This is a genomic window from Streptomyces sp. CB02400, from assembly GCF_001905725.1.
Taxonomy (GTDB): Bacteria; Actinomycetota; Actinomycetes; order Streptomycetales; family Streptomycetaceae; genus Streptomyces; species Streptomyces atrovirens.
Map to the genome: position 1 here is coordinate 23471 of NZ_LIWB01000016.1, position 23079 is coordinate 46549.

Here is a 23079-nt window from a genome sequence, read left to right on the forward strand (position 1 = left end):
GGAGAGCGATCATGTCCGCAGCGAAGCGAACGAGTGTCGCCGCCCCGGTGTCGGTCCGCCCGCTGGTCGAGCCGGACCTGGACCGGGCCGACGAGATCTTCAGGGTCGCCTTCGGGACCTTCCTCGGGGCCCCTGAGCCGGAGACGTTCTTCGGGACCGCCGACTATGTCCACACCCGCTGGGCGGCAGATCCGCACGCGGCCTTCGCAGCGACCGTCGAGGGTGAGGTCGTCGGATCGAACTTCGCCGCCGACTGGGGCAGCGTCGGGTTCTTCGGCCCGCTGACCGTACGTCCGGATCTGTGGGACCAGGGCATCGGCAGGCGCCTCATGGAACCGGTCATGGCCTGCTTCGACGCCTGGGAGAACCGCCACCTCGGCCTGTTCACCTTCTCGCACAGTCCCAAGCACCTCGAGCTCTACCGCCGGTACGGTTTCTGGCCCCGATTCCTCACAGCCATCATGAAGAAACAGGTCGCCGTCAGTGCCGCGGTCCCCGGCCGAGTGCTGTACGGCGAGCTGACCGCCGCTGAGCGGACCGACGCACTGCGCCTCAGTCGCGCACTGACGGGGGCCGTGTACGAGGGCCTGAGCCTGGAGCGCGAGATCACGGCCGCACAGGCGCAGGGGCTCGGTGACACCGTCCTCCTCGAGGGCGCCGACTCCGACCTCGACGGTCTGGCCGTCTGCCACTGCGGAGCGGGGTCGGAGGCCGGTGAGGACGTGTGCTTCGTCAAATTCGGCGCCGTACGCCCCGGCCCGGACGCCGCGGACCGGTTCGAACGACTGCTGGACGCGTGCGAGCAGCTGGCCGCCGAGAAGGGACTGGGGCAACTGGACGCCGGAACGAACCTGGCCCGCCAGGACGCCTACCGGCGCATGGTCGACCGCGGTTTCCGTACCTGGCTGCAAGGCGTGACCATGCACAAGCCCAACGAACCCGGCTACAGCCACCCGGACGCCTACGTGATCGACGACTGGCGCTGAGCCCACCGCCGTACCCGGCTTCCGGAACCACCTTCACCACGGATCAGGAGACTCCGCGAAAACCCGTTGGGCGGACGAGGTGGCCACTGCTACGTTTCCGGAGGCCGTGCGAGAGATCGAGGAGGTGGTACCCGTGAACGCAGTATCGACATGGGTGCTCCCCTCCGGGGTCGCGGTCGGGCGATAGGTCGTCCGGGAGCGCCGTTCCAGTGCACTCCCGAAAGGCACGACCATGCGATTCACTTCCGAGCGGCGCCTCGACGACGGCGTCCTCGAACGCGAGTTCACCCTCGGTGAGATCCCCGGCATCCTGTGGACGCCCGGATCCGCTTCCGCGTCCGCACCGGTGCCGCTGATCCTGCTCGGCCACCCTCCCCTCGGACTGCGCAAGATGTACCCCCGCCTGGTGGACCGGGCCCGGCACTCCGCGGCGGAGGGCTTCGCCACGGCCACCATCGAGCTCCCCGGAAGCGGTGACCGGCCCCGTTGGCCCGCCGCCGAGCAGGCCCGCGCCGACCTGCGCCGGGTGCTGGAGGCCGGCGAGCCGGTCAGCGACGAGATCGTCGACGCCCTCGTCCTCCCGCTCGTCGACAAGGCGGTCCCGGAATGGCAGGCCGTCCTGGACGTCCTCCTGTCGCTGCCCGAGATCGGCGGCCCGGTCGGGTACTCGGGGGGAGTGATCTCCGTCGGCGTCCGGCTGGCGGTGGTCGAGCCGCGCATCGTGGCCGCCGGTCTCTTCGCCGGGAGTCTCGTGCCCCGCGTCATGTTCGAGGAGGCCCGCCGGGTCACCGTTCCCCTGCACGTCCTGCTGCAGTGGGACGACGAGGGGAACGACAGGCAGGCGGCCCTGGACCTGTTCGACGCCTTCGGCTCCAAGGAGAAGTCCCTGTACGCCAACATGGGTGGGCACACCGGCGTCCCGCAGTTCGCGGGAGACGCCGCGGCCCGGTTCTTCACCCGACATCTGATGTGAGGCCGGGCCGTCGGACCGGCAGCGGACGGTGAGCGGCGTCGGCCGGCATGCCGCTCATCGAGGAAAACTCCCCTCTCCGCGGCTCTCCGCACCGCGGGCCCCTGCCGAACTCTCGGCAGGGGCCCGTGCCGCCTGAAGGTTCTCCGTGAACAAAGCCACTCTCGGCTTTCGCGTACGACCGGCAGCGCGGCGAGCTGAGAGCACTGATCGCACCTGATCAGGGACTGGCCGGCAGGAAGCTCCGCCAGGAGATCGACCTGCTGCTCCAGCGTTTGCTTCCGGAGGTGTCACCGGTTCCCGCCCCGCCCCTCGTCGCCGGGCGTATCGGGCCACCGTGCACGCGGTCGGGCCGGTGAGCCCTGTCCCCGTGCCGTCGAACATGTCCAGGATGACGGACCCCTTCAGGTGGTGGTGGGCCAGCTGCGCAGCAGGGTGGCGATCTTCCCGGCGGTGCAGGCCGGGTCCAGGAGCAGGTCCTTGAGGGCGAGGGCGTCCTCGCGGGCGGGTTTGACGGTGATCCCGGCGGCCTCGAGGTACATCACGCCGGTGGCGGCGGCGACGGCCAGGTTGGAGCGCTCCAGCCAGCGGCAGCGGCCCAGCGTGTGCACCAGGGCGGCGGCTTTGGTGTAGGGGCCGTCGTAGACGGGCTGCTCGAACAGTCCGGCCCGGTGGCGGGCGACCGCCGAGACCGGGACGCCGTAGTCGTCGGGGGCCGGGTCGTTCACCCCGGCGGCCTGGGCGGCCTGCAGGATCCAGGGAACGTCGACGTGCGGGTTCATCAGGCGGCGCGTGCTCCCCGAGCCGTTCCCGTTTGCTGGACGCCCTCGGCTTCGTCGAAGAGTGCCTGGTGTTCGGCCAGGAAGTGGGCGGCGGCGTCCACCGCGCGGGCGCGCAGGCCACTGGTGTCGTCCTCCCCGAGGTGCTGTCGGCGAATCTCGCCGCCGTTCGGTGAGGGGAGCGTTTCCCCCGGCGAAACACCGCGTAGGCGGCGTCACGCCGGAAGAAACGCCGGCTGGTCAGAACGGGACGGGAGCGGTTCAGGCGGGCAGCGGCTGCGCCTGCTCGAAACCCCGGGCGACGCGTTCCTGCATCTCCGGGGTCATCAGGGCGGTGGGCGGGTCGACCAGGCCGGCCACGCGCATGAAGGTGGCCGTCACCTCGCCGTCCACCGCGGCGGCGGTGTGCAGCCTGGCCATGTACATCCCGGACTGCTCCCACTCGGGGGTGCGTACGCCCTCCACCTCCGGGTAGCCCAGGTCGGCGCCCGCGGAGAACTGCCACGGCACCTCGATGACACCGTCGATGTCCTGGAAGAAGGCGAGCGGGTCCACCTCGCCCCGGGACAGGTGGTCGCGCAGGACCAGGGCCTCCAGTGCGGAGACCGTCATGCCCTGGCCGTAGACCGGGTTGAAGCTGCACGCGGCGTCGCCGAGCACCAGGTAGTGGCCCGGGAAGCGGGACAGCCGCTCGAACCGGCGCCGCACACTGGCCGGGTACCGGAAGACCGTGCCGTCGCCGACCGGTTCGGCGTCGTGGATCGCGTCGTGGATGTCGGTCACCGGCAGGGTCCGGGTCCACTGGAGGAAGCCGTCGAGGTCGGCGGGTGCGCTGTCGCCCAGTACGCCGGTCAGCGAGACCACGACCAGACCGTCCTCGATGCGGGACAGGAACGCCCCGCGCCGGTGGCTCGGCGAGGTGACCGGGTTGATCGACAGGTCGCCGTCCAGGACCGACTCGTCGCGCAGCCGGAACAGGCGGGTCGTGTAGCTGAGGTCGATCCGGATCCGGTCCTCCTCGGGGCGTCCGTAGCCCAGCTCCTCCAGCCACACCGGGGTGCGGGAGGCGCGACCGGTGGCGTCGACGACCAGATCCGCCGGGAGCGTGCGCTCCGTCGAGTCCGCGTCGTGGCCCTGCACCCGTACGCCGGTCACGTTCGCGCCGTCCTCGTCGGTGACGAGGCCGGTGATGTCGTGGCGCTCCAGGAAGGTGATGTTCCCGAGTGCGGCGACGCGTGCGCGCACCCGGCTCTCCAGCAGCGGGCGGGTGGCCGAGACGCAGACCAGCCCGGTGGCGCGGGGGCTGAGCCGCCGGCCGCCGAAGAACCAGCGCAGTTCGCCGAGGTCGCCGGTCGGGATGCCCGCGGCGACGGCCTCGTCGGTGAAGTCGGGGAAGAGCTCGTCGAGGATCTGCTGTCCGCGGGCGAGCAGCCCGTGGACGTGCCGGCCCTGCGGCACGCCCCTGCGCGCCGCGGTGGACCCGCCGATGTCGTCGCGCTCGACGACCAGGACCTCGCCGTAGGAATCGGCGAGCACCCGTGCGGCCAGGAGCCCCGCCATGCTGCCGCCGAGCACCACCGCGCGGTCACCCCGTGCGCCGGCCATCGCTGTCACCTCTCTCTTCCTCTTGCGTGAAGGGGACCGTCGCGCTCACGCGGCGTGCCGCGGGCTGTTCTGGTAGGCGCCGAGGAACCACCGGCCGTCCCGCTTGACGACGACCCAGGACGCGTGGACGGCCCGCTCGGGCGCCGGCTCGGTCTCGCCCGGCGCGAGGATGCCGCCGCGCGTGATCAGCACGCCGGCGCCCTCGTTGGCGAAGCGGATGTCGATCGGGGTGCCGGTGACGCGGGTGCCCTGGTAGGGGCCCGCGAAGGCGGCGGCGGCGAAGTTGCGGATGGCGTCGCGGCCCTTCTCGTACACGCCCGGCAGGATCAGGGTCCCGTCGGGGGTGAACACCTCGGCGAAGGCGTCGGCGTCGTAGGCGGCCCACGCCTCGACGATGCGCTGGGGGATGGAGGCGACGGCGGCCTTGTCCTCGTCGGAGATCTCGACGGCGGGGGCGGTGGTGGTCTGCGTGGTCATGAGTCTGCTCTCTCTGCTCTCTGTCGCGGAACGGCGGCGGAACGGGCTCAGATGTAGAGCGTGTTGGGCTGCTGGCCGCACAGGATGCGGCCGTACAGCTCGGCGTTGGTGTTCGGGTTCATCAGGGCGTGCAGGCTCATGGCCTGGATGTCGCGGGTGATCCGCTGGATCGGCACGTCCCGGTAGACGGACGAGCCGCCGGAGGCGGAGGCGAAGATGTCGACGGCCTCCTTGGCCAGACGGACCGCGGCGCCCATGTCGGCGCGGGCGCGGGCCCGCTCCAGCACCGTCCACTCCTCGCCCGAGACGCCCTTGGAGTCGACGAGGTCGGCCAGGCGGTGCGCGTGGAACTCGGCCTGGTCCGCCTTGAGCACCGCCTCGGACACCTGGAGGTGTGTCAGGGGGGCCTCGGCCTGCTTGGCGTACCAGGTGTAGGTCAGGGTGCGGTCCGGGAGCCGCTCGAAGAAGACGTCCTGGGCGGCGCGGGCCAGGCCCACCGCGGTGCCGACCGAGGAGGCGGCGGCGACCGGCAGCAGCGGGGCCCGGTAGATCGGGGTGTCCGCGTTGAGCCGGGAGGCGTACTGGCCGGTCAGGACGGCCGGCAGCGGCAGCACGCGCTCCTGGGGGATGAACACGTCCTTGGCGACGGTGGAGACGCTGCCGGTGCCGCGCAGTCCGGAGGTGTCCCAGTCGTCGACGATCTCGAGCTGGTCCATGGGCACGAGCGCCATCAGCGGCAGGTGCTGGCCGTGCGGCATCTCCTGCGCGGCGATGACCTCCTGCCAGTGGGCGTGCGGGGCGCCGCTGACGAAGCTCCACCTGCCGTTGACGACGATGCCGCCCTCCACGGGGGTGGCCTGCGCGGACGGGCTGAGCGTGCCGCAGACGCGCACGTCGGGGGTGGCGAAGACCTCGTCCTGGACGCTGTCGGGGAACAGGCACGTCATGAACGTGGGGATCCAGTACACCGACGCCGTCCAGGCGGCGGCCCCGTCGCCGCGGGCCAGCTCGGTGGCCACGTCGACCAGGGTGCGGGTGTCGGCCTCGTAGCCGCCGTACCGCTTGGGCACCCGCAGCTTGAAGACGCCGGCTCCGGCCAGCGCCTCGATCGTCTCGTCCTGGAGCCGGCCGGCGTCCTCGGCCTTCGGGGCGTTCTCGCGCAGCAGCGGCGCGACTTCGGCCGCGCGCCGGACAAGCTGCGCACGCGTGGGGATGTCGGCGGTGAGCATCGTGTAGTCCTCCCGGGACGTGACAGGTCGTACCACCAGGCGGTGCTGACCCGACCTCACACCGCGGCGGGCCGCCGGGGCACCTTCCGGATTGCGCTCCCGCGCCCTGGCCGCGACTTCGCCATCTCGCCCGCGGACCGGCCCCAGTGCCGCACGGGGGAAGAAGCCCGGGGGGTGTCCCGGCTGCCACGATGAGACGCATGACCGATCAGCAGGATGCCGCCGCTCACCCGGCGGACGGACCCCGGACGCGGCCGCTGACGGGCGAGGAGTACCTCGAGAGCCTGCGCGACGACCGCGAGGTCTTCCTCTACGGCGACCGGGTCAAGGACGTCACCGCGCACCCGGCGTTCGCCAACCCGGCACGGATGACGGCCCGTCTCTACGACGCCCTGCACGACCCCGCCCACCGGGACGTGCTGACCACGCACACGGACGGCGGGGCGGCGGCGGGCTACACGCACCGCTTCTTCACCACCCCGCGCTCCGCCGAGGACCTGGTCGCCGACCAGCGGGCCATCGCGGCCTGGTCCCGGATGAGCTACGGCTGGATGGGCCGCAGCCCGGACTACAAGGCGGCGTTCCTCGGCACCCTGGGCGCCAACGCCGACTTCTACGCGCCCTTCGACGACAACGCGCGCCGCTGGTACCGCGAGTCGCAGGAGAAGGTCCTGTACTGGAACCACGCGATCGTGCACCCGCCCGTGGACCGCAACCTGCCGCCCGACAAGGTCTCCGACGTGTTCGTGCACGTGGAGAAGGAGACCGACGCGGGCCTGGTGGTCAGCGGGGCCAAGGTGGTCGCCACCGGGTCGGCGCTGACCCACGCGAACTTCATCGCCCACCACGGACTGCCGGTGAAGGAGAAGAGGTTCGCCCTCATCGCCACCGTGCCCACCGGCGACAAGGGCGTGAAGCTGATCTGCCGGCCCTCCTACACCGCGACGTCCGCGGTGATGGGCAGCCCCTTCGACTACCCGCTCTCCTCCCGGCTCGACGAGAACGACACCATCCTCGTCCTGGACAAGGTCCTCGTCCCCTGGGAGAACGTGTTCGTCTACGGCGACACGGCCAAGGTCCAGATGTTCTCCGGGCAGTCCGGCTTCATGGAGCGCTTCACCTTCCACGGCTGCGTCCGTCTCGCGGTGAAGCTGGAGTTCATCGCCGGGCTCCTCGCCAAGGCCCTGGAGATCACCGGCACCCAGGACTTCCGCGGCGTCCAGACCCGGCTGGGGGAGGTGCTCGCCTGGCGCAACCTGTTCTGGGGGCTGTCCGACGCGGCCGCCCGCAACCCGGTGAAGTGGCGGGGCGGCGCGGTGCTGCCCAATCCGCAGTACGGCATGGCGTACCGGTGGTTCATGCAGGTCGGCTACCCGCGCGTCAAGGAGATCGTCCAGCAGGACGTGGCCAGCGGGCTGATCTACCTCAACTCCAGCGCCGAGGACTTCAAGAACCCGGAGATCCGCCCCTACCTCGACACCTATCTGCGCGGCTCCGGGGGCATCGGGGCCGAGGAGCGGGTCAAGGTGCTGAAACTGCTGTGGGACGCGGTGGGCACCGAGTTCGGCGGCCGGCACGAGCTGTACGAGCGCAACTACGCCGGCAACCACGAGGCGACCCGGGCCGAGCTGCTGTTCGCCCAGACCGCCTCCGGGCAGCTCGACGAGTACAAGGCGTTCGCCGACCAGTGCCTGTCCGAGTACGACCTGGACGGCTGGACCGCCCCCGACCTCGTCTCCTTCGACCACCTGCGCGGGTCCCTCCCCGGACTGCTCGGCGGCTGAATCCCCCGCGGCGCCGAGCGGGCGGCCGGGGCCCCGGAAAGGGGGCCCCGGCCGCTCCTTTTGCCGTTCCTTCTGCCGTCAGCGGCCGAGCAGGTCGGACAGGAACGGCGCCAGCACGCCCTGGGACACCTTGCAGTCCAGCAGCAGCGTGCCCTCCGCCCCCCGGGCGGTCCACTCCGGTACGGCGCTCAGGTCGCCGGTGCCGCGGACGGTGACGGCCCGTGCCCCGAGCGCCCGCGCCACCGCGGCGAAGTCGGTGTCGTCGAAACGCAGCGTGGCCGCGTCCGCGCCCCGGGGCACGTACATGTGCTCCTCGAAGCCGTAGGACGCGTCGTCGTAGACCACCACCAGTGCCGACCGGCCCGAGCGCACCAGGGTCTCCAGTTCGGGCAGCCCCATCAGCGCCCCGCCGTCGCCGACGGCGGCCACCGTGGTGCGGTCGGGCCGGCCCACGGCCGCGCCGACCGCGCCCGCCAGGCCCAGCCCGATGCTCTGGAAGGCGGCGCCGGTGAACACCAGCCCCGCCGGGTCCGGCACCGGCCAGTACATGGTCGGCCAGCCGATGAAGTGGCCCCCGTCCAGGACGACCGTGCGCTCGGCGGGCAGCAGCGGGGCCAGCTCCCGGGTCAGGGTGCGCGGGTCGATCCGGCCCCCGCCGGAGGCGTCGGGGTGGGGCAGGGCGGCCCAGCCGTCGGCGGCACGCCGGAGCGCGCCGGAGGCGGCGGCCCGCTCGCGCCACGGGGAACGGGCGATGCCGTGCGCGTCGGCCGCGTCCAGCAGCCGGGTGGCCACGGCCGCCGCGTCACCGCGTACGGCGAGGTCCGCGCGGGGCGCGCGGGCCCCTTCCAGGGTGACCTGGACGACGCGGGCGGCCGGGTCGAGGATCCGTCCGCCGTGCAGCGTGAAGTCGCCCAGGCTGGTGCCGAACGCCAGCACCACGTCCGCCTCGCCCATCAGGGCGGCCGCCGGCGGGGAGGCGAACCCCCCGCACAGGCCGAGCGCGGCGGGGTGCGCGGCGAACATGCCGTTCGCCATGACCGTGGTGGCCAGCAGCGCGCCGAGCCGGTCGCCGAGGTCGGTGAGGATCTTCGCCGCGCCCGAACGCCAGGCGCCCAGCCCGGCCAGGAGCAGCGGGCGGCGGGCGGCGGACAGGAGGGTGAGGATCTCGTCGGTCTCGTCGGTCCCGTCGGACTCCTCGGCGCGGGCCTGCGGCGGTGGCGGCGTCATGGGTACGGGTACGGCGGACAGCTCGCGGTCGGTCAGGTCGCCGGGCAGGAACAGTGCCACGGGGCACTGGGCGGCGGTCGCGGTGCGCACGGCCCGTACGGTGTCCTCCACCGCCGTGTCCGGGTCCGTCGGACGTACGACGGGCACCCCCAGGGAGGCGGCCAGGGCGCTCTGGTCGATGTCGTGGGCGCGTGGGCCCGCCACCGGGGCGTCGCCGCACAGCAGGACCACGGCGCTGCGGTTCTTGGCGGCCTCGGCCAGCGCGGTCGCCGTGTTGGCCAGCCCCGGCCCGTGCGTGGTCGTGCACACGGCGACCCGCCCGGTGGCCCGGAAGTAGGCGTCGGCCATGGCCATCGCGCCGCCCTCGTGCCGGGCCGCCGTGTAGTGCACACCGGCCCGCGTCAGCGCGGCGGTGGCCAGGATGTTGCCGCCGCCGACCAGGCCGAAGGCGTGGTCGATGCCGCAGCCGGCCAGGGTCTGGGCGACCGCGGTCGCGAATGTCGTCATCGTCGGGCCTTTCAGGCCAGTTCGAAGATGACCTCTCCCACGGTCATCTCGATGCGGTTGGTGCGCACCAGCTCCCAGCCGCCCTCGGCGAAGACGGACTCCCAGTCGGCGACGGTGGGCAGGAACGTGCCCATCAGGTCGTGGCCGAGCTCGAAACCGAGGGTGAAGACGGGCAGTTCGGTGTCGGGCAGGTCGGTGCGGGTGGCGTCGCCGATCAGCAGCCGGCGGGCGGACGGGAAGGCCTCGCGCAGCCGCCGCAGGGTGGCGATCGCGTTCTCGCGCCGGCCGTCCCGCCAGAAGTCGTGGCCCATCATGAAGCACGTCAGCAGCTCCACGTCGGCGTACTCGGGCCGCGGTTCGAGGCTCAGGACGTCGCCGTGCAGGAACGCGGTGCGGTCGGCCAGGCCCGCCGCGTCCGCCTCCGCGCGCGCCACCTCCAGCGCGGGGCGGGCGATGTCGATGCCCGTCCCCGTGGTGCCGGGGTGGCGGTCGAGGATCTGCATCAGCCGGGCCCCGCTGCCGCAGCCGAGGTCGGCGACCCGGGTGAAGGGGAACTCCACCCGTCCCATCGCCGCCCAGAACGCGGGGGCGTAGGTGACCTGGTCGATCTCGCGGCAGGCGAAGGCGATGGCGGCGGAGTCACGCCGGTAGAAGGAGCCGGTGCGGTTCTCGTTGCGCAGCACGGCCGGGATCTGCTGGAAGAGTTCCGCGCTGCCCCGGGCCAGCCAGTGGAAGAAGGACTTGTTGCGGTACATCTCGTCGAAGCCGTCCAGCGCGGTGACGACCGTGCCCTCGCGCCGCACCAGGCCCACCGCGGACAGTGCGCGGAACAGGCCCGTGGTCGACGCGGGGTCCAGGCCGCCGCGGTCCGCGAAGTCCGCGGTGTCCAGGGTGCGGGCGCGGTGCAGTTCGTCGAGTGCGCCGATCTCCCATGCCGCGGCGATGGCCCAGGCGGCCACGGCCGAGTTGAAGAGCGAGGCAATGCCGCGCGTGTTGCTCTGTGCGATGTCCACCGTCACTGCTCAGCACCTCATCCGGGAGAAGGTCCGGGCGCCTTGCCCGCGGCGACCATGCTCTGTGGCGGGGGTGGGCGAGGGCATCTCTGAGGCTGCTCAGCCGTTGGCGTGGGTGCGCGGTGCCTTGCCGGGGCCCCGGCGTCGGTGTGGGCCGGGGGGTGGTCGCGCTGCCCGGCGCTTGCGGGGTGCCGTCGCGCCCACCCGTGCCGCCCTGCGGCACGACTGCCCGCGGAGGGCGGGGATGCGGCACGACTGCCCGCGGAGGGCGGGGATGCGGCACGACTGCCCGCGGAGGGTGGGAGCGTGTCAGGCGGTCTGTACGGGCGTCTGTTCCTGTTCGAGGGAGCGGCGTTCCTCGCGTACCCGTAGGAGGGAGCGGTACAGCAGGATCGCGGCCAGGCCGGCCGTGCCGTAGAGGAGGCTCATGGCCAGGGACGGGACGAAGGCGCCGAGGGTGACGCACAGGGAGGCCACGAGCAGGCCGACTCGGGCGTTGAGGGCGTAGGCGGCCATGTACTTGGTGCGGGCCTCGGGGTCGACGAGGTCGGCCAGCAGCGCCTGGCGCACCGGGACCGCGGCGATCTCGCCCACGGTGAGCACCACGGCCGCGGCGATGAGCACCCAGCCGGTGTTGCTGACCGCCCAGACCATGTAGCCGACGGCGAAGACGGCGATGCCGGCGTACAGCCGCGCCCGGTCGCTCAGCCGGGTCAGCAGGCTCTTGGCGAACAGCACCAGCACCACCACCAGGGCGGCGTTGACCGCCCGCAGGATGCCGAGCATCGCCGTGCCGTCCACGGCGGGCGCCCAGGAGCCGATCCGGGCGAGGACCTGGGTGGGGAACTCGTCGGCGAGGCGGACGGCGATGTAGTAGCCGATCTGCATCTCGACGGACGAGATCAGCGCGGCCGCGACCAGCACCCGCAGGAAGACCGTGTCGCGGGCGACGGCCAGGTAGCCGCGGAGCATGGCACCGACGCCGCGGGCGACGTCCTTGCCGGTGCGCGGCGCGGTCTCGCTGAGCCAGCGTCCGATCACGGCCGTGGTCAGCGCGCTCAGCACGGCCGCGCCCGTCAGCAGCCGGGCGAAGTGGCCCTCGTAGAAGAAGCCGCCGATGAGCGCGCCGACGGTGAAGGCGAGGTTGATCGACCAGTAGTTGATCGTGTAGACGAGCGGCCGGCTCTCGGGCGTGGAGACGTCGACCATCATCGCCTCGGCGGCGGGGATGGCCAGCTGCGCGCAGCAGGTGTTGAGCAGGAACAGCGCGAACGTCGCCCAGCCGGAGGACCACCAGGGCGAGTTGGCCAGCGCCAGCAGGGCGAAGGTCAGGGTCGCGCCGAGTTCGCCGGCCACCAGCACCGGGCGCCGCCCGTACACGTCGGCGAGGTGGCCGCCGAGGAAGTTCGCGGCGATGCCCGCACCGGCGACCGCCAGGGTCAGCGCACCGGCCGCGGCGGCCCCGTACAGCTCCGAGAGGCGGATCACCAGCAGCGGCATCAGCATGACGGCCAGCAGGCGCTGGACGAATCCGACGCCGATGCGCAGCCGGATGTTGGGGTGCAGCTCGCCGATTTTCATGGGGGCCCTTTCGCGCGGGTGATCCGCCTGCTGAAGGGAGTTCGGCAAAGGCGCGAGGCGCAAGGCGATCAGGTGATCGGGTGATCAGGTGATGCGGGGTGTTCCCGAGCCCACCACGCCGGCCGGCGCGGCGGCAAGGGGGAGAGCCGGGGCGCCGACGACTTGAACAGGTCGGGCCCGCCGGCCCCTCCGGGCGGCCCGGCGGGCGAGTTGGCCAAGTCGTCGCACTCGTACGGGAACCCATGGCCGGAAGCGAGCGCTCCGTGGTTTGCTCGGTGCCGTCCAGTCCGGCCGCCCCTGCTCTGTGCTGCCGGCAACCGCTCCCGTGGCCGGTCCGCGCCCCTTCTCTCCGGGCGGCGGCGGACCGTGAGACCTCTCCCGGGAGACGCGGACTTCTGAACGAGTTCGGAAGGATAACTGGTGTCCCCTTTTGACATACGCAGAATCGGCGGCCGTATCGGCGCGGAGGTGACGGGCGTCGACCTCTCCACGGAATTGCCGGATTCGGTCTTCGGCCAGATCCACGAGGCGTTCCTGGAGCACAAGGTGCTCTTCTTCCGCGACCAGGAGATCACCGACGCGCAGCAGCTCGCCTTCGCCGGCCGGTTCGGGCCGCTGACGCAGAAGCACCCCATGATGCGGACCGTCGACGCCGCAGCGCAGGTGATCCCGGTCGACGGCGAGGACCAGCGCGCCGACCACTGGCACACCGACATCAGCTTCACCACCGCCCCCTCCCTGGGCACCACACTGCGCAGCGTGGTGCTCCCGCCGTACGGGGGCGACACCCTCGTGGCCAACGCGGTCGCGGGGTACAAGGACCTGCCCGCCGAGCTGCGGGAGATCGCCGACCGGCTGTGGGCCGTGCACACCAACCACGCCGAACAGCCGCGGCTGGGCACCGAGCGCGGCGAGGAGGTCCGCAAGGCCTTCCTGGCCCGCCGGTTCGAGACCGCCCACCCCGTGGTCCGGGTCCACCCCGAGTCCGGCGAGCCGGTCCTCTTCCTCGGCGGCTTCGCCCAGTGGCTGGTCGGCCTGACGCCGCGCGAGTCGCGCCCCCTCCTCGACGTGCTGCAGTCCTACGTACGGCGCCCGGAGAACACCGCGCGCTGGACCTGGCGCCCCGGTGATGTCCTCATCTTCGACAACCGCGCCACCCAGCACTACGCCGTCAACGACTACGACCGCCACCGGCGCGTGCTGCACCGGGTCTCCATCAACGGCGACGTGCCGGTGGGCCTGGACGGGAAGCGGAGCTACGCCATCGAGGAGGGCGAATGAGCGGCCCCCGCGCCCAGGAGCCGGGGTCCTTCGCCCAGCGCCTGCGCGACCGCGAACGGCTCGTCGGCTACTGGATCGCCCTGAACGACCCGGCCGCCACCGAGCGCATCGCCGGCCTGGGCTACGACTACCTCGGCGTCGACGGCCAGCACGGCGTCATGCACCAGCCGGGCTGGCAGGCCGCGATGCTCGCCGTCGACGCCCGCGGCCGCTCCGCCGGGATCATCCGGGTCCCCTCGCCGGACCCGGTGGCCATCGGCGTCGCCCTCGACACCGGTGCCCGCGGCGTGGTCGTGCCCATGGTCGAGACGCCCGAGCAGGCGCTCACCGTCGTACGCGCCTGCCGCCACCACCCGGCGGGGACCCGCAGTCTGGCCGGGCCGGTGCGTGCGGAGCTGCGCCTCGGCGACGTGCCCGCCGCGATCGACGACCAGGTCGCCTGCATCGTCATGATCGAGACCGCGGCCGCGCTGGAGAACCTGGACGCCATCTGCGCCACCGAGGGACTCGACGCCGTCTACGTCGGCCCCGCGGACCTCTCCGCGGCCCTGGGCGCCCGCTGGTTCGGCGACCCCGCGACCGCCGACGCGCTCGAGGCCGCGCTGGTCCGCGTCACCGACGCCGCCGGCCGGGCCGGCATCGCCTGCGGCATCCACGTCCTGGACGGCGAGAGCGCCGCCAAACGGCTCGCCGAGGGGTTCACCTTCGCCACCGTCTCCAGCGACATCACCCATCTGCAGCAGGCCGCGGCCCGTCATCTGACGGCCGCCGGAGGGCACCTCGCCGCCTGAACCGGCCGCCGCACCCATCGACTTGGGGGAACAGTGACGACAGACACGGACCTGCGGCCCGCCCGGGCCGCCTCCATCGCCCGGTCGCTGGAGGACCTGGTCGGCGGCACCCCGCTGCTGCGGGTCGACCTGCCGGGCCTCACCGACGGCGTGACCCTGCTCGCCAAACTGGAGATGCTCAACCCGCTCTCCAGCGTCAAGGACCGGGCCGCGCTCGCCATGATGCGCGCCGCCGAGGAGTCCGGGCGGCTGCCCGCCACCGGCGGCACCGTCATCGAGTGCTCCTCGGGCAGCACCGGCATCTCGCTGGCCGCCCTGTGCGCCCGGCGCGGCCACCGCTGCGTCATCGTCATGCCCGACAACGCCACCGAGGAGCGCCGCCTGATCCTGCGCGAACTGGGCGCCGAGGTGGTCCTGGTCCCGCACGGGGACGGTCTCATGGCCGCCTGGGCACACGCCGAGGAGCTCCAGCGCTCCCTGCCCGGCTCGTGGGTGCCGCACCAGGACACCAACCCGGCCAACGCCCGCGCCCACTACGACACCACCGGCCCGGAGATCTGGGAGGCCACCGGCGGCCGCGTCGACGTCCTGGTGTGCGGGGTGGGCACCGGCGGCACCCTCACCGGAACCGCCCGCTACCTCAAGGAACGCACCGACGTGCACGTCGTCGCCGTGGAACCGGCCCGCTCCGCGGTGCTGTCGGGCGGCGAGCCGGGCCCGCACGGCATCCCCGGCATCGGCGCCGGCTACGTCTCCGAGATCACCGACCTCACCCTCGTCGACGAGGTCCTCGCCGTGCCCGACGAGGCGGCGGCCGCCACCGTGCGCGACGTGGTGCGCGCCACCGGCCTGCCCGTCGGGGTGTCCTCCGGGGCCGCCGCGTGGGCCTCCCGGACCGTGGCCGCGCACCCCCGCTGGGCGGGCGCCACGGTCGTCACCGTCTTCCCCGACAGCGGGGAGCGCTATCTGTCGACGACGCTCCGCTGACCCGTCGTCTCCGCACGGAAAGACAGGCAGACATGTGCCGGATCCACGGCTACTTCAACGCGGTGGCCACACCGCACGAGATGTGCACCGTCGCTGCCCTCCAGCGGCACGGCGGCCCGGACGCGACCGGCATGACCCGGGCCCCCGGCTGGGGCCTGGGCTACGACCGGCTCGCCGTCGTCGACCCGCACGGCGGACAGCAGCCGTACGGGCTCGGCGGCCCCGTCCAGGCCGTGTTCAACGGGGAGATCTACAACCACGACGAGCTGCGCCGCCGGCTGCGCGCCCGCGGCCACACCTTCGCCGACCGCTGCGACGGCAACGTCGTCCCCGCCCTGTACCTGGAGTACGGCGAGGACTTCACCGAACACCTCGACGGCATGTACGCCGTCGCGCTGGTCGACCGGCGCGGCGAGGTGCCCCGGCTGCTGCTGGCCACCGACGAGATCGGCATGAAGCCGCTCTACCTCCGGTGGGACGAGGCCGCCCGCTCCCTGCACTTCGCCTCCGAGATCCCCGCCCTGCTGGGCTTCGGCCCGGTCGGCGCCCGGATGCGGGACACCGCGCTGGACGCCTACCTGGCCACCCGTACGCCCTTCGGCGAGCGGACCATGTTCGAGGACATCGAGGTGCTGGCGCCGGGCACCACGCTCGTGTGCGACCTGGGCGGCACGCCCCGCCGCAGGCGGCGCGTGGCGGCCGCCGCCGAACTGCCCGAGCCCGGCCGGGCCGCCGAGCGGGTGCGCGAACGGCTGCGGGAGGAGGTCGGCCGGCTGCTCGTCGCCGACGTGCCCGTCGCCCTGATCACCTCCGGGGGCCTGGACTCCAGCCTGGTCACCGCCCTGGCCGCCGAGTACGGCCCCGTGCACTCCTTCAACATCGCCTACCGGGGCGACTGGCCGTTCGACGAGCGGCACTTCGCCCGCGCCGTCGCCGAGCACGCCGGCACGGAGCACCACCAGGTCGAGATCGACCCGGCCGGCTTCCCCGCCCTGCTGGAGGAGACCGTCCGCCACCTCGGCCAGCCCAACGCCGACCCGATCACCCTGAGCACGTACGCCCTGTTCCGGGCCGTACGGCAGGCCGGGTTCACCGTCGCGCTGACCGGGGACGCGGCCGACGAGGTGTTCGGCGGCTACGCGCGGATGCGCGCCGCCGCCGAGACGGCCGCGGCCGGCGGTGACTGGGGCACCGCCTACCTCGACGCGCTCTCCGCCGCCCCGGCCGCGACGCGCGCCGGGCTCTACACCGACGCCTACCGCGACCACCTGCGGGACGTCCCCCCGCTGCCCGAGGCGGCCCGCCAGGACCTGCTGCACGGGCCCGGCAGCGTCCTGGAGCGCATCACCCGCTTCGAACTCGGCCACCGCCTGCCCGCCTACCACCTGCGCCGCGTCGACCACCTGAGCATGGCCGGCTCCATCGAGGTGCGGCTGCCGTTCTGCCAGCGGTCCGTGGTGGCCCTGGGCCGGGCGCTGCCCGACGCGCTGCGCATCGACGGCGAACAGGTCAAGCGCACCCTGTACGCGGCCGCCCGGGGGCTGCTGCCCGACAGCGTGCTCGACCGGCCCAAGCAGCCCTTCACCCTGCCGGTGACCGCGATGCTCACCCCCGGCACGGCCCTGTGGGAGCACGCGCGGGACCTGCTCGCGCCCGCCCGGCTGGCCGCCGACGGACGGCTCGACGGTACGGCCGTCGACGCCCTGTTCGACGTACAGGCCCACCGCCCGGACGACACCACCTCGTCGACGCTGTGGGCGCTGCTCGTGCACGAGGTGTGGCGGGAGCGGTTCCAGGGCGCCGCGGGCGACCTCGCACCACCCGCCGCCATGGCGGTGGCGGCATGATCGGCCACCTCGCCCACGCCGCCGGCGCCCCCTGCCCGACGTTCGTGCTGGACGCCGCCCGGCTGCCGCGCGAGGAGACGGCGCTGCTGGGCCACCTGACCGAGGCCCGCCGCTACCTGACCTCCGCGGGCGGCGCCCACGTACTGAAGATCGCCCTGGTGGAACCGTCCGCGCACCCGATGTTCGACCTCGACTACCGGTTCGTGCAGGCCCTGCCCGGCGCACCCGACCGGTTCGACCTGCGCGGCTCCTGCGGCCACTCGGCGCTCGCGTCGGTGGTCGCCGCCGCCCGCTCCGGCATGCTGCCGCGGCTCGTGCCCGGCACCCGGGTGCGGATACGGGTGCGCAACAACGGCGACAGCGTGGTGTGCGAGGTCGACCGGGCCGAACGCGACGAGGTCGGCTTCACCGTCACCTTCGTCCAGCCGCGCCCGGTGCCCTTCACCGAACTGCTGCCCACCGGGCGGACCCGGACGGTGCTTGAGGCCGACGGGCGGCGCGTGGAGGTGTCGATGGTGGCGAGCGCCAACACCTACGCCTTCGTCGACGCGCGCTCGCTCCAAGTCCCCGACGAGGCCGCCCTGTTCACCGCCGGTGGTGACCTGCTCCGGCGCCTGGAGTCGCTGCGCGCCGCCGCGGCCGAACTGCTCGGCTGGCCGCCCGGCGGCGCCTTCCCCAAGATCGCGGCCGTGCTGCCCGGCGCCGCCGGCGGCATCGCGGCCCGCGCCCTGACCGTGCCCGGCTGGCACCCCTCCCTCGCCCTCACCGGGGCCGTGTGCCTGGGCACGGCCGCGCGCGTCCCCGGCACCGTGCCCTGGCGGATCACCCACGAGGCGGACGCCGGCGACGGACCCCTGGCCATCACCACCCCCGGAGGCCGGACGGCCGTCACCGCGGTCGTCTCCCTGCCCGGGACCTCGGTCGTCTCCCTGCCCGGCACCTCGGTCGTCTCCCTGCCCGGCACCTCGGTCGTCTCCCTGCCCGGCACCGCCGACGGCGACGGAGCCCTGCTGTGGTCCTCCGTCGCCGGCAAGCACGTCACCTTCCAGGGCTCGTTCGCCCTGGCACCCCTGAGTCACCTTCAATTCGAGGAGGTCGCCCAATGCCTGGCGTTGTCGGGAGCCGGATGAGCCCACGGCTCACGCCCGCGTTGCGCGCACTGCTGCGCGAGGGCGCCGAACGGGCCGAAGCGGCCGGCGAGGTGGACCGCGAGGCGCTGACGGCGCTGCGCACCAGCGGGCTGCTCGCCACCGCCGTCCCCACCGAGCACGGCGGCGCGGGCCAGGACGCCGCCGCGGTGAACGCGCTGGTCGAACAGATCGCCGCCGTCAGCCCGTCCATGGCGATCATCGCGTTCCAGCACTTCGCCGTCAGCGCCCGCATCGCCGACTGGGGCACCGCGCGGCAACAGGCCCGCTGGCTGCCGCGACTGGCCGACGGGACCTGGCTGGCCGCCTCCGCGTGGAGCGAGAGCGGCGCGGGCGCCGCCAAGCAGAACCTGTCCACCACCGCCGAACGCCGTACGGACGGCACCTGGGTGCTGAACGGCTCCAAGGCCTTCACCACCGGCGCGGGCGTCGCCGACCTCTACCTGGTCCTGGTCCGCACCGCCCGGCCCGACGCCGCCCCGGCGGCCGGCTACGGAGCACCGGGACAGACCTTCTTCCTCGTCGGCGCCGACAACCCCGGACTGGTCCCCGAACTCGGCCTGGACCTGGCCGGCATGCGGGGCTCCGCGACCGGGCTGGTCTCCCTCGACGGGGCCGTCGTCGCGGACACCGACCGGCTCGGTCCGGAGGGGCAGGCCGCCACCGTCATCGCCTCGGTCCGCGAGAGCGGGGCCAGCCTCGGCGCGGTCTCCGTCGGCACCGCGCAGGCCGCCCTCGACCTGGCCGTCGCACACGCCCACGACCGCGGACTGATGGACCTGCCCGCCGTACGGCACCGGCTGGTGGGCCTGGCCACCCGCCTTGAGGCGGCCCGCGCGGTGGTGGAGCGGGCGGGGGCGCGCACCTCCGCCGATCCGGGACTGACCACCCTGCACAGCAAGCTGCACGCCACCGAGGCCGCCGAGGAGATCTGTCTCGACGTCGCCCGCATGCTCGGCTCGGCCGGATACCGGGACGGCGCGCGGATCGGCCGGCTGCTCGCGGACGCGCGCGGCGTCTCCCTCATGGGCCCGACCAACGACCTGTGCCGGGAACTGGTGGCGGTGTCGTGGACCGGCTGACCCCCACCCCCGAACTCGTCGTCAGCGGACGCCGGCTGGTCACCCCGCAGGGTGTGCGCCCCGGCCACGTCTGCGTCACCGGCGGACGCATCACCGCCGTCACGGACACCGACCCCGGGCCCGCCGCCACCCGCCTCGACGCGGGCGAGCACTACGTGCTGCCCGGACTCATCGACTCCCACGTCCACTTCCGCACCCCCGGCCTGACCCACAAGGAGGACTGGGAACACGGCAGCAGGGCCGCCGTGCGCGGCGGTGTCACGACCGTGATGGACATGCCGAACACGGTGCCGCCCACGCTCACCCCGGAGACGGCGTCCGCCAAGGCGGCCCTCGTCGACGGGCACTCCCTGGTCGACTACCGGTTCCACCTGGGGCTCGACCCCGACCGCCCCGAACTGCTGGCCGACCTGGACGCGCGGGTCGCCACCAGCGTGAAGATCTTCATGGCCGGGCACCACACGGCACCCACCGTGGTGCGCGACCCGGACCAGTTGGAGAAGGCGTTCGCCGCGGCCGCCCAGGGCGGCGTCCAACTGGTCCTGCACGCCGAGGACGACGGACTGTTCGCCCTGCTGGACTCCTGGTGGGGCGAGCCCGGCAGCTACCTGGAGTACGAGGCGCGCCGCCCGCGCACCGGCGGCATCGTCGCCGTCGCCAAGGTCCTGGAACTGGTACGCCGCCACGGCACCCGCGCCCACATCCTGCACCTGTCCAGCGCCGAGGAGGCCGACCTGGTGTGCGCGGCGCGGGCGGCGGGGCTCCCCGTCACCTTCGAGGTCACCGGACACCACCTGTCGTTCACCGACAAGGACACCCGCCGCCTGGGCGCCCGCACCCGCCTCTCCCCGTCCATCCGCGGTACGGGCGACCAGGACCGGCTGTGGCGGGCACTGCGCGACGGCCAGGTGGCGACCCTGGGCAGCGACCACGCCCCGCACACCGTCGAGGAGAAGACCCGCGGCGTCGCCCAGTCGCCGCCCGGACTGCCCGGCGTCCAGGAACTGGCGGTCGCCGTCTGGACGGGCATGCGCAGACGCTGGCCCGAGGAACACCCCGACGTGGCCGCCGTACGGCTGGTCCGTCACCTGTCCGCCCGGCCGGCCGAGCTGTTCCGGCTGCCCGGCAAGGGCCGGCTGGAGGCGGGCGCCGACGCCGACCTGGTGTTCCTCGCCCCCGACGTGCCCTGGATGCTGTCCGCGGGCGACGTGGAGAGCAAGTGCGGCTGGTCGGCGTACGAGGGATGGACCTTCACCGGCCGGATCGAACGGACCCTGCGCGCGGGCCGCACCGTGTGGGACGCGTCCACGGGCTCCTACGGTGCCCACGACGGCCGTCTGCTGGGCGCGGCGCCCGCCCCCACCCCCTCGGCCGGCACGGCCGGAACGGAGGCCCCGACGCCATGACGCAACGCCAGACCGTATTCATCGCCGGGGGCGGCATCGGAGGCCTCGCCGCCGCCGCGGGACTCGCCGCGCGCGGCTTCGACGTCACGGTGATCGAGCGGGCCGCCACCCTCCGGGAGGGCGGCTCGGGACTCATGATCCAGCCCAACGGCCTGCGCGCCGCCGACGCGCTCGGCGCGGGCGTCGGCGCCCGCGTCCGGGCCACCGGGCACGCCACCGCCCCCGACGAGGTGCGTGTCCTGATGGACGCCCGGGGGACGGTGCTCGCCGAGGAGCCCGTCGGGGCCGCCGGCCAGCCGGCGGGCGGCCCGCCGATGCCCGTCCTGCGGTCGGCGCTGCACCGGGCCCTGCTCGACGAGGCCGTCACCGCGGGCGCCGCCCTGCGGATGGCCACCACCGTCGAGGACTACACCGGCCACGACGACCACGTCACCGTCCGCTTCTCCGACGGCACCGCCGCCACCTGCCAGGCCCTGATCGGCGCCGACGGCATCCACTCCGCGGTGCGCCGCCGCATGCTCGGCGACGGACCCCCCGTCTACCGGGGCTACACCTCGGTGCGCGGACGCACCCGCGGCTCCGTGCTGGGACAGCGCGGCCACGTCGTCAACGGCCGCGGCATCCAGCTCTTCGTCGCCCCCGTCGGCGACGACACCCTCTACTGGACCGCCAAGATCACCGCCGCGGAGGGGGAGTGGCCGGCCAAGGGACCCGAGGAGGCCCGGCGCGCCCTGCTCGCCGCGCTGGAGGGCTGGTACCCGCCCGTGGTCGACCTAGTGCGCGCCGCCGACCCCGGCGACGTCGTCGTCACCGACATCCACGACCGCGAACCCGCCGCACGCTGGACCGACCACCGGGTCGCGCTGCTCGGCGACGCCGCCCACCCCATGGTCCCGGCCCTCGGACAGGGCGCCAACATGGCGCTCGAGGACGCCGCCGTGCTCGCCGACCGCCTCGGCGCCCACGACCGCATCCCCACCGCGCTCGCCGCCTACGCCCGCGAGCGCATGGACCGTACCGCCGCAGTCGTCCTGTCCTCACGCCGCCAGGGCGCCCTCGACCAGGGCGCCGACCGGGACGGCGAGCAGCGGCGCAACGCCCGTATGCGGGCGGCCGGCCGCAAGGACCAGGACGCGCTCGACATCGCCGCGTGGCGGCCGGCACCCATGGCCGCCGACCCGGCACCCGCTCCCGTCCCACGGAAGGGTGACGACATCGTGCACACCCCCCACATCGTCCTGCTCAGCGGCTCCCTGCGGGCCGGTTCGACCTCGGACCGGGTGGCGCAGTGGTGCGCCCAGCGCGTCACGGCCGGGGGCGCCACCGCCCGGGTCTTCACCGGCTCGGAGCTGGACTTCCCCGCCTACCGGCCCGGACTGGCGGCCTGCCACGAGGGCGTCGCCGGGTTCCTCGACGAACTGCGCCGCGCCGACGGCGTGGTGCTCGTCTCCCCGACCTACCACGCCAGTATCTCCGGCCTGCTGAAGAACGCCCTCGACGCGGTCAACGACATCGACGGGCCGCAGCCCCTCCTCGACGGGCGGGCCATCGGCACGGTCGCCGTCGGCGCGGGCCCCCAGGGCGCCGCCACCACCCTCACCACCCTGCGCACCATCGCCCACGCGCTGCGCGGCTGGCCCGCCCCGCTGGGCGTGGCCGTCACCCGGGCACCCGCACCGGCGGCGGTGGACCGCCAGCAGGCGCCGGACGAGGCACGCCTGGACGAGATGGTCCGCCAGGTGCTGTGGCTGGCCGGCGTCCGCGCGGCGACGTCCGGCGCCACCGGCACGGTTCCGGCCGCGGCCTGACGCCGGCCCGCCTTCGCTTGCCGGGGTCCGGCGGCGGTCGGCGGCACCGGTTCCGGTCGTGGCCTGCCACCGGCCCGCTCCACTCACCAGGGCCCGGCGGCACCGGCACGGTTCCGGCCGTCGCCTGTCACCGCCCCGCCCTCCCACTCACCGGGGCCCAACGGCCTGCGGACGACCCGCCTCCGCTCCTCGGAGTCCCACGGCCCGCCCCGCCCATCCCCTCCGTCCCACCGAAAGGCACGCTCATGCCCGCCACCTCCTACCGCCCGGCCCCCAGCACCCCCGGCCCCGTCTGGCGCGACGCCAACGTCCGCAGCGGGCCCTCGCTGGACAGCCCGGTCGTCGACCTGCTGCTGCCCGACGGCATCACCGCCCACACCGCCGAGGGCTGGGCCCTCGGCGACGAGGTCGTCGAGGGGGAGAACCCGGTCGGCGAGATCGTCAGCTCCGTCTGGTTCAAGTTCACCGACGGCCGCTGGTGCAGCGCGGTCAACTTCGACCCCTTCCACCTGAAGTCGGTGCTCGGCGACGCCGCCCCGCTGGTACGGCCGCACCCGTCCGTGGCCTGAGC

General features: G+C 73.8%; 20 protein-coding genes. 13 read left to right on the forward strand and 7 right to left on the reverse strand.

Translation table 11 applies throughout. The features are described from left to right. Positions 1–11 precede the first annotated feature (11 nt). Both AMK33_RS30335 and AMK33_RS30340 read left to right on the forward strand, forming a co-directional pair. Positions 12–986 carry a GNAT family N-acetyltransferase gene (locus tag AMK33_RS30335; protein WP_073936196.1) on the forward strand — a complete coding sequence of 325 codons (975 nt, stop codon included), beginning with the start codon at positions 12–14 and terminating at the stop codon, positions 984–986. Positions 987–1218: 232 nt separating this feature from the next. After that, positions 1219–1959, forward strand: coding sequence for an alpha/beta hydrolase (locus tag AMK33_RS30340; RefSeq protein ID WP_073936197.1), 741 nt, complete (start codon positions 1219–1221; stop codon positions 1957–1959). A 401-nt stretch (positions 1960–2360) separates the two neighbouring features. Here the strand turns inward: AMK33_RS30340 and AMK33_RS30345 are convergent, their stop codons facing one another. Then, positions 2361–2738: a fic family toxin-antitoxin system, toxin component gene (locus tag AMK33_RS30345; protein WP_073936198.1), complete on the reverse strand. Its 378-nt coding sequence runs from the start codon at positions 2736–2738 to the stop codon at positions 2361–2363. Between the two features lie 32 nt (positions 2739–2770). Between AMK33_RS30345 and AMK33_RS42525 the strand changes: the two genes are divergently transcribed. Further along, complete coding sequence (locus tag AMK33_RS42525) at positions 2771–2911, forward strand: hypothetical protein (protein ID WP_158075147.1); 141 nt, start codon at positions 2771–2773, stop codon at positions 2909–2911. Between the two features lie 85 nt (positions 2912–2996). On the opposite strand, the gene AMK33_RS30350 is transcribed toward AMK33_RS42525, so the two are convergent. The 3 genes from AMK33_RS30350 to AMK33_RS30360 are packed head-to-tail and all read right to left on the reverse strand — an operon-like array spanning position 2997 to position 6046. Continuing rightward, positions 2997–4340, reverse strand: a complete 1344-nt coding sequence (locus tag AMK33_RS30350; protein ID WP_073936199.1) for an FAD-dependent oxidoreductase — start codon at positions 4338–4340, stop codon at positions 2997–2999. Between the two features lie 45 nt (positions 4341–4385). Continuing rightward, complete coding sequence (locus tag AMK33_RS30355) at positions 4386–4817, reverse strand: SgcJ/EcaC family oxidoreductase (RefSeq protein ID WP_073936200.1); 432 nt, start codon at positions 4815–4817, stop codon at positions 4386–4388. A 47-nt stretch (positions 4818–4864) separates the two neighbouring features. Then, positions 4865–6046: an acyl-CoA dehydrogenase family protein gene (locus tag AMK33_RS30360; RefSeq protein ID WP_073936201.1), complete on the reverse strand. Its 1182-nt coding sequence runs from the start codon at positions 6044–6046 to the stop codon at positions 4865–4867. A 200-nt stretch (positions 6047–6246) separates the two neighbouring features. Here AMK33_RS30360 and AMK33_RS30365 point away from each other — a divergent pair, with 200 nt between their 5' ends. Then, entirely contained in the window at positions 6247–7830 is a 1584-nt protein-coding gene (locus AMK33_RS30365; protein WP_073936202.1) for a 4-hydroxyphenylacetate 3-hydroxylase family protein, read from the forward strand. Between the two features lie 78 nt (positions 7831–7908). On the opposite strand, the gene AMK33_RS30370 is transcribed toward AMK33_RS30365, so the two are convergent. The 3 genes from AMK33_RS30370 to AMK33_RS30380 form a co-directional block, all read right to left on the reverse strand. Further along, positions 7909–9564: a thiamine pyrophosphate-binding protein gene (locus AMK33_RS30370; protein ID WP_073936203.1), complete on the reverse strand. Its 1656-nt coding sequence runs from the start codon at positions 9562–9564 to the stop codon at positions 7909–7911. An 11-nt stretch (positions 9565–9575) separates the two neighbouring features. Continuing rightward, positions 9576–10583 (reverse strand): SAM-dependent methyltransferase, encoded by a 1008-nt coding sequence (locus AMK33_RS30375; RefSeq protein ID WP_073936204.1) that lies wholly within the window; start codon positions 10581–10583, stop codon positions 9576–9578. Between the two features lie 303 nt (positions 10584–10886). Further along, positions 10887–12158 carry an MFS transporter gene (locus tag AMK33_RS30380; protein ID WP_073936205.1) on the reverse strand — a complete coding sequence of 424 codons (1272 nt, stop codon included), beginning with the start codon at positions 12156–12158 and terminating at the stop codon, positions 10887–10889. Positions 12159–12578: 420 nt separating this feature from the next. Here AMK33_RS30380 and AMK33_RS30385 point away from each other — a divergent pair, with 420 nt between their 5' ends. From AMK33_RS30385 to AMK33_RS30425, 9 genes are all read left to right on the forward strand, one after another. Then, positions 12579–13439 (forward strand): TauD/TfdA dioxygenase family protein, encoded by an 861-nt coding sequence (locus AMK33_RS30385; RefSeq protein WP_073936206.1) that lies wholly within the window; start codon positions 12579–12581, stop codon positions 13437–13439. Beyond that, entirely contained in the window at positions 13436–14230 is a 795-nt protein-coding gene (locus AMK33_RS30390) for an HpcH/HpaI aldolase family protein (RefSeq protein WP_073936207.1), read from the forward strand. The genes AMK33_RS30385 and AMK33_RS30390 overlap by 4 nt, the downstream gene beginning before the upstream one ends. A 33-nt stretch (positions 14231–14263) precedes the next feature. Beyond that, complete coding sequence (locus tag AMK33_RS30395) at positions 14264–15217, forward strand: PLP-dependent cysteine synthase family protein (protein ID WP_079195020.1); 954 nt, start codon at positions 14264–14266, stop codon at positions 15215–15217. Between the two features lie 32 nt (positions 15218–15249). Next, positions 15250–17064: an asparagine synthase (glutamine-hydrolyzing) gene (gene asnB, locus AMK33_RS30400; RefSeq protein WP_073936208.1), complete on the forward strand. Its 1815-nt coding sequence runs from the start codon at positions 15250–15252 to the stop codon at positions 17062–17064. Beyond that, positions 17061–18194 carry a PrpF domain-containing protein gene (locus AMK33_RS30405; RefSeq protein ID WP_073936209.1) on the forward strand — a complete coding sequence of 378 codons (1134 nt, stop codon included), beginning with the start codon at positions 17061–17063 and terminating at the stop codon, positions 18192–18194. Before asnB ends, AMK33_RS30405 begins: the two co-directional genes overlap by 4 nt. Further along, on the forward strand, positions 18191–19294 hold the full coding sequence (locus tag AMK33_RS30410; protein ID WP_073936210.1) for an acyl-CoA dehydrogenase family protein: 1104 nt from the start codon (positions 18191–18193) through the stop codon (positions 19292–19294). The genes AMK33_RS30405 and AMK33_RS30410 overlap by 4 nt, the downstream gene beginning before the upstream one ends. After that, the gene (locus AMK33_RS30415) at positions 19258–20700 is read left to right on the forward strand and encodes a dihydroorotase (protein WP_235618245.1); all 1443 of its coding nucleotides are present in this window, start codon (positions 19258–19260) and stop codon (positions 20698–20700) included. Before AMK33_RS30410 ends, AMK33_RS30415 begins: the two co-directional genes overlap by 37 nt. Further along, positions 20697–22508, forward strand: coding sequence for an NAD(P)H-dependent oxidoreductase (locus AMK33_RS30420; protein ID WP_073936212.1), 1812 nt, complete (start codon positions 20697–20699; stop codon positions 22506–22508). Before AMK33_RS30415 ends, AMK33_RS30420 begins: the two co-directional genes overlap by 4 nt. 245 nt (positions 22509–22753) lie before the next feature. Continuing rightward, complete coding sequence (locus AMK33_RS30425; protein ID WP_073936213.1) at positions 22754–23077, forward strand: hypothetical protein; 324 nt, start codon at positions 22754–22756, stop codon at positions 23075–23077. Positions 23078–23079 lie beyond the last annotated feature (2 nt).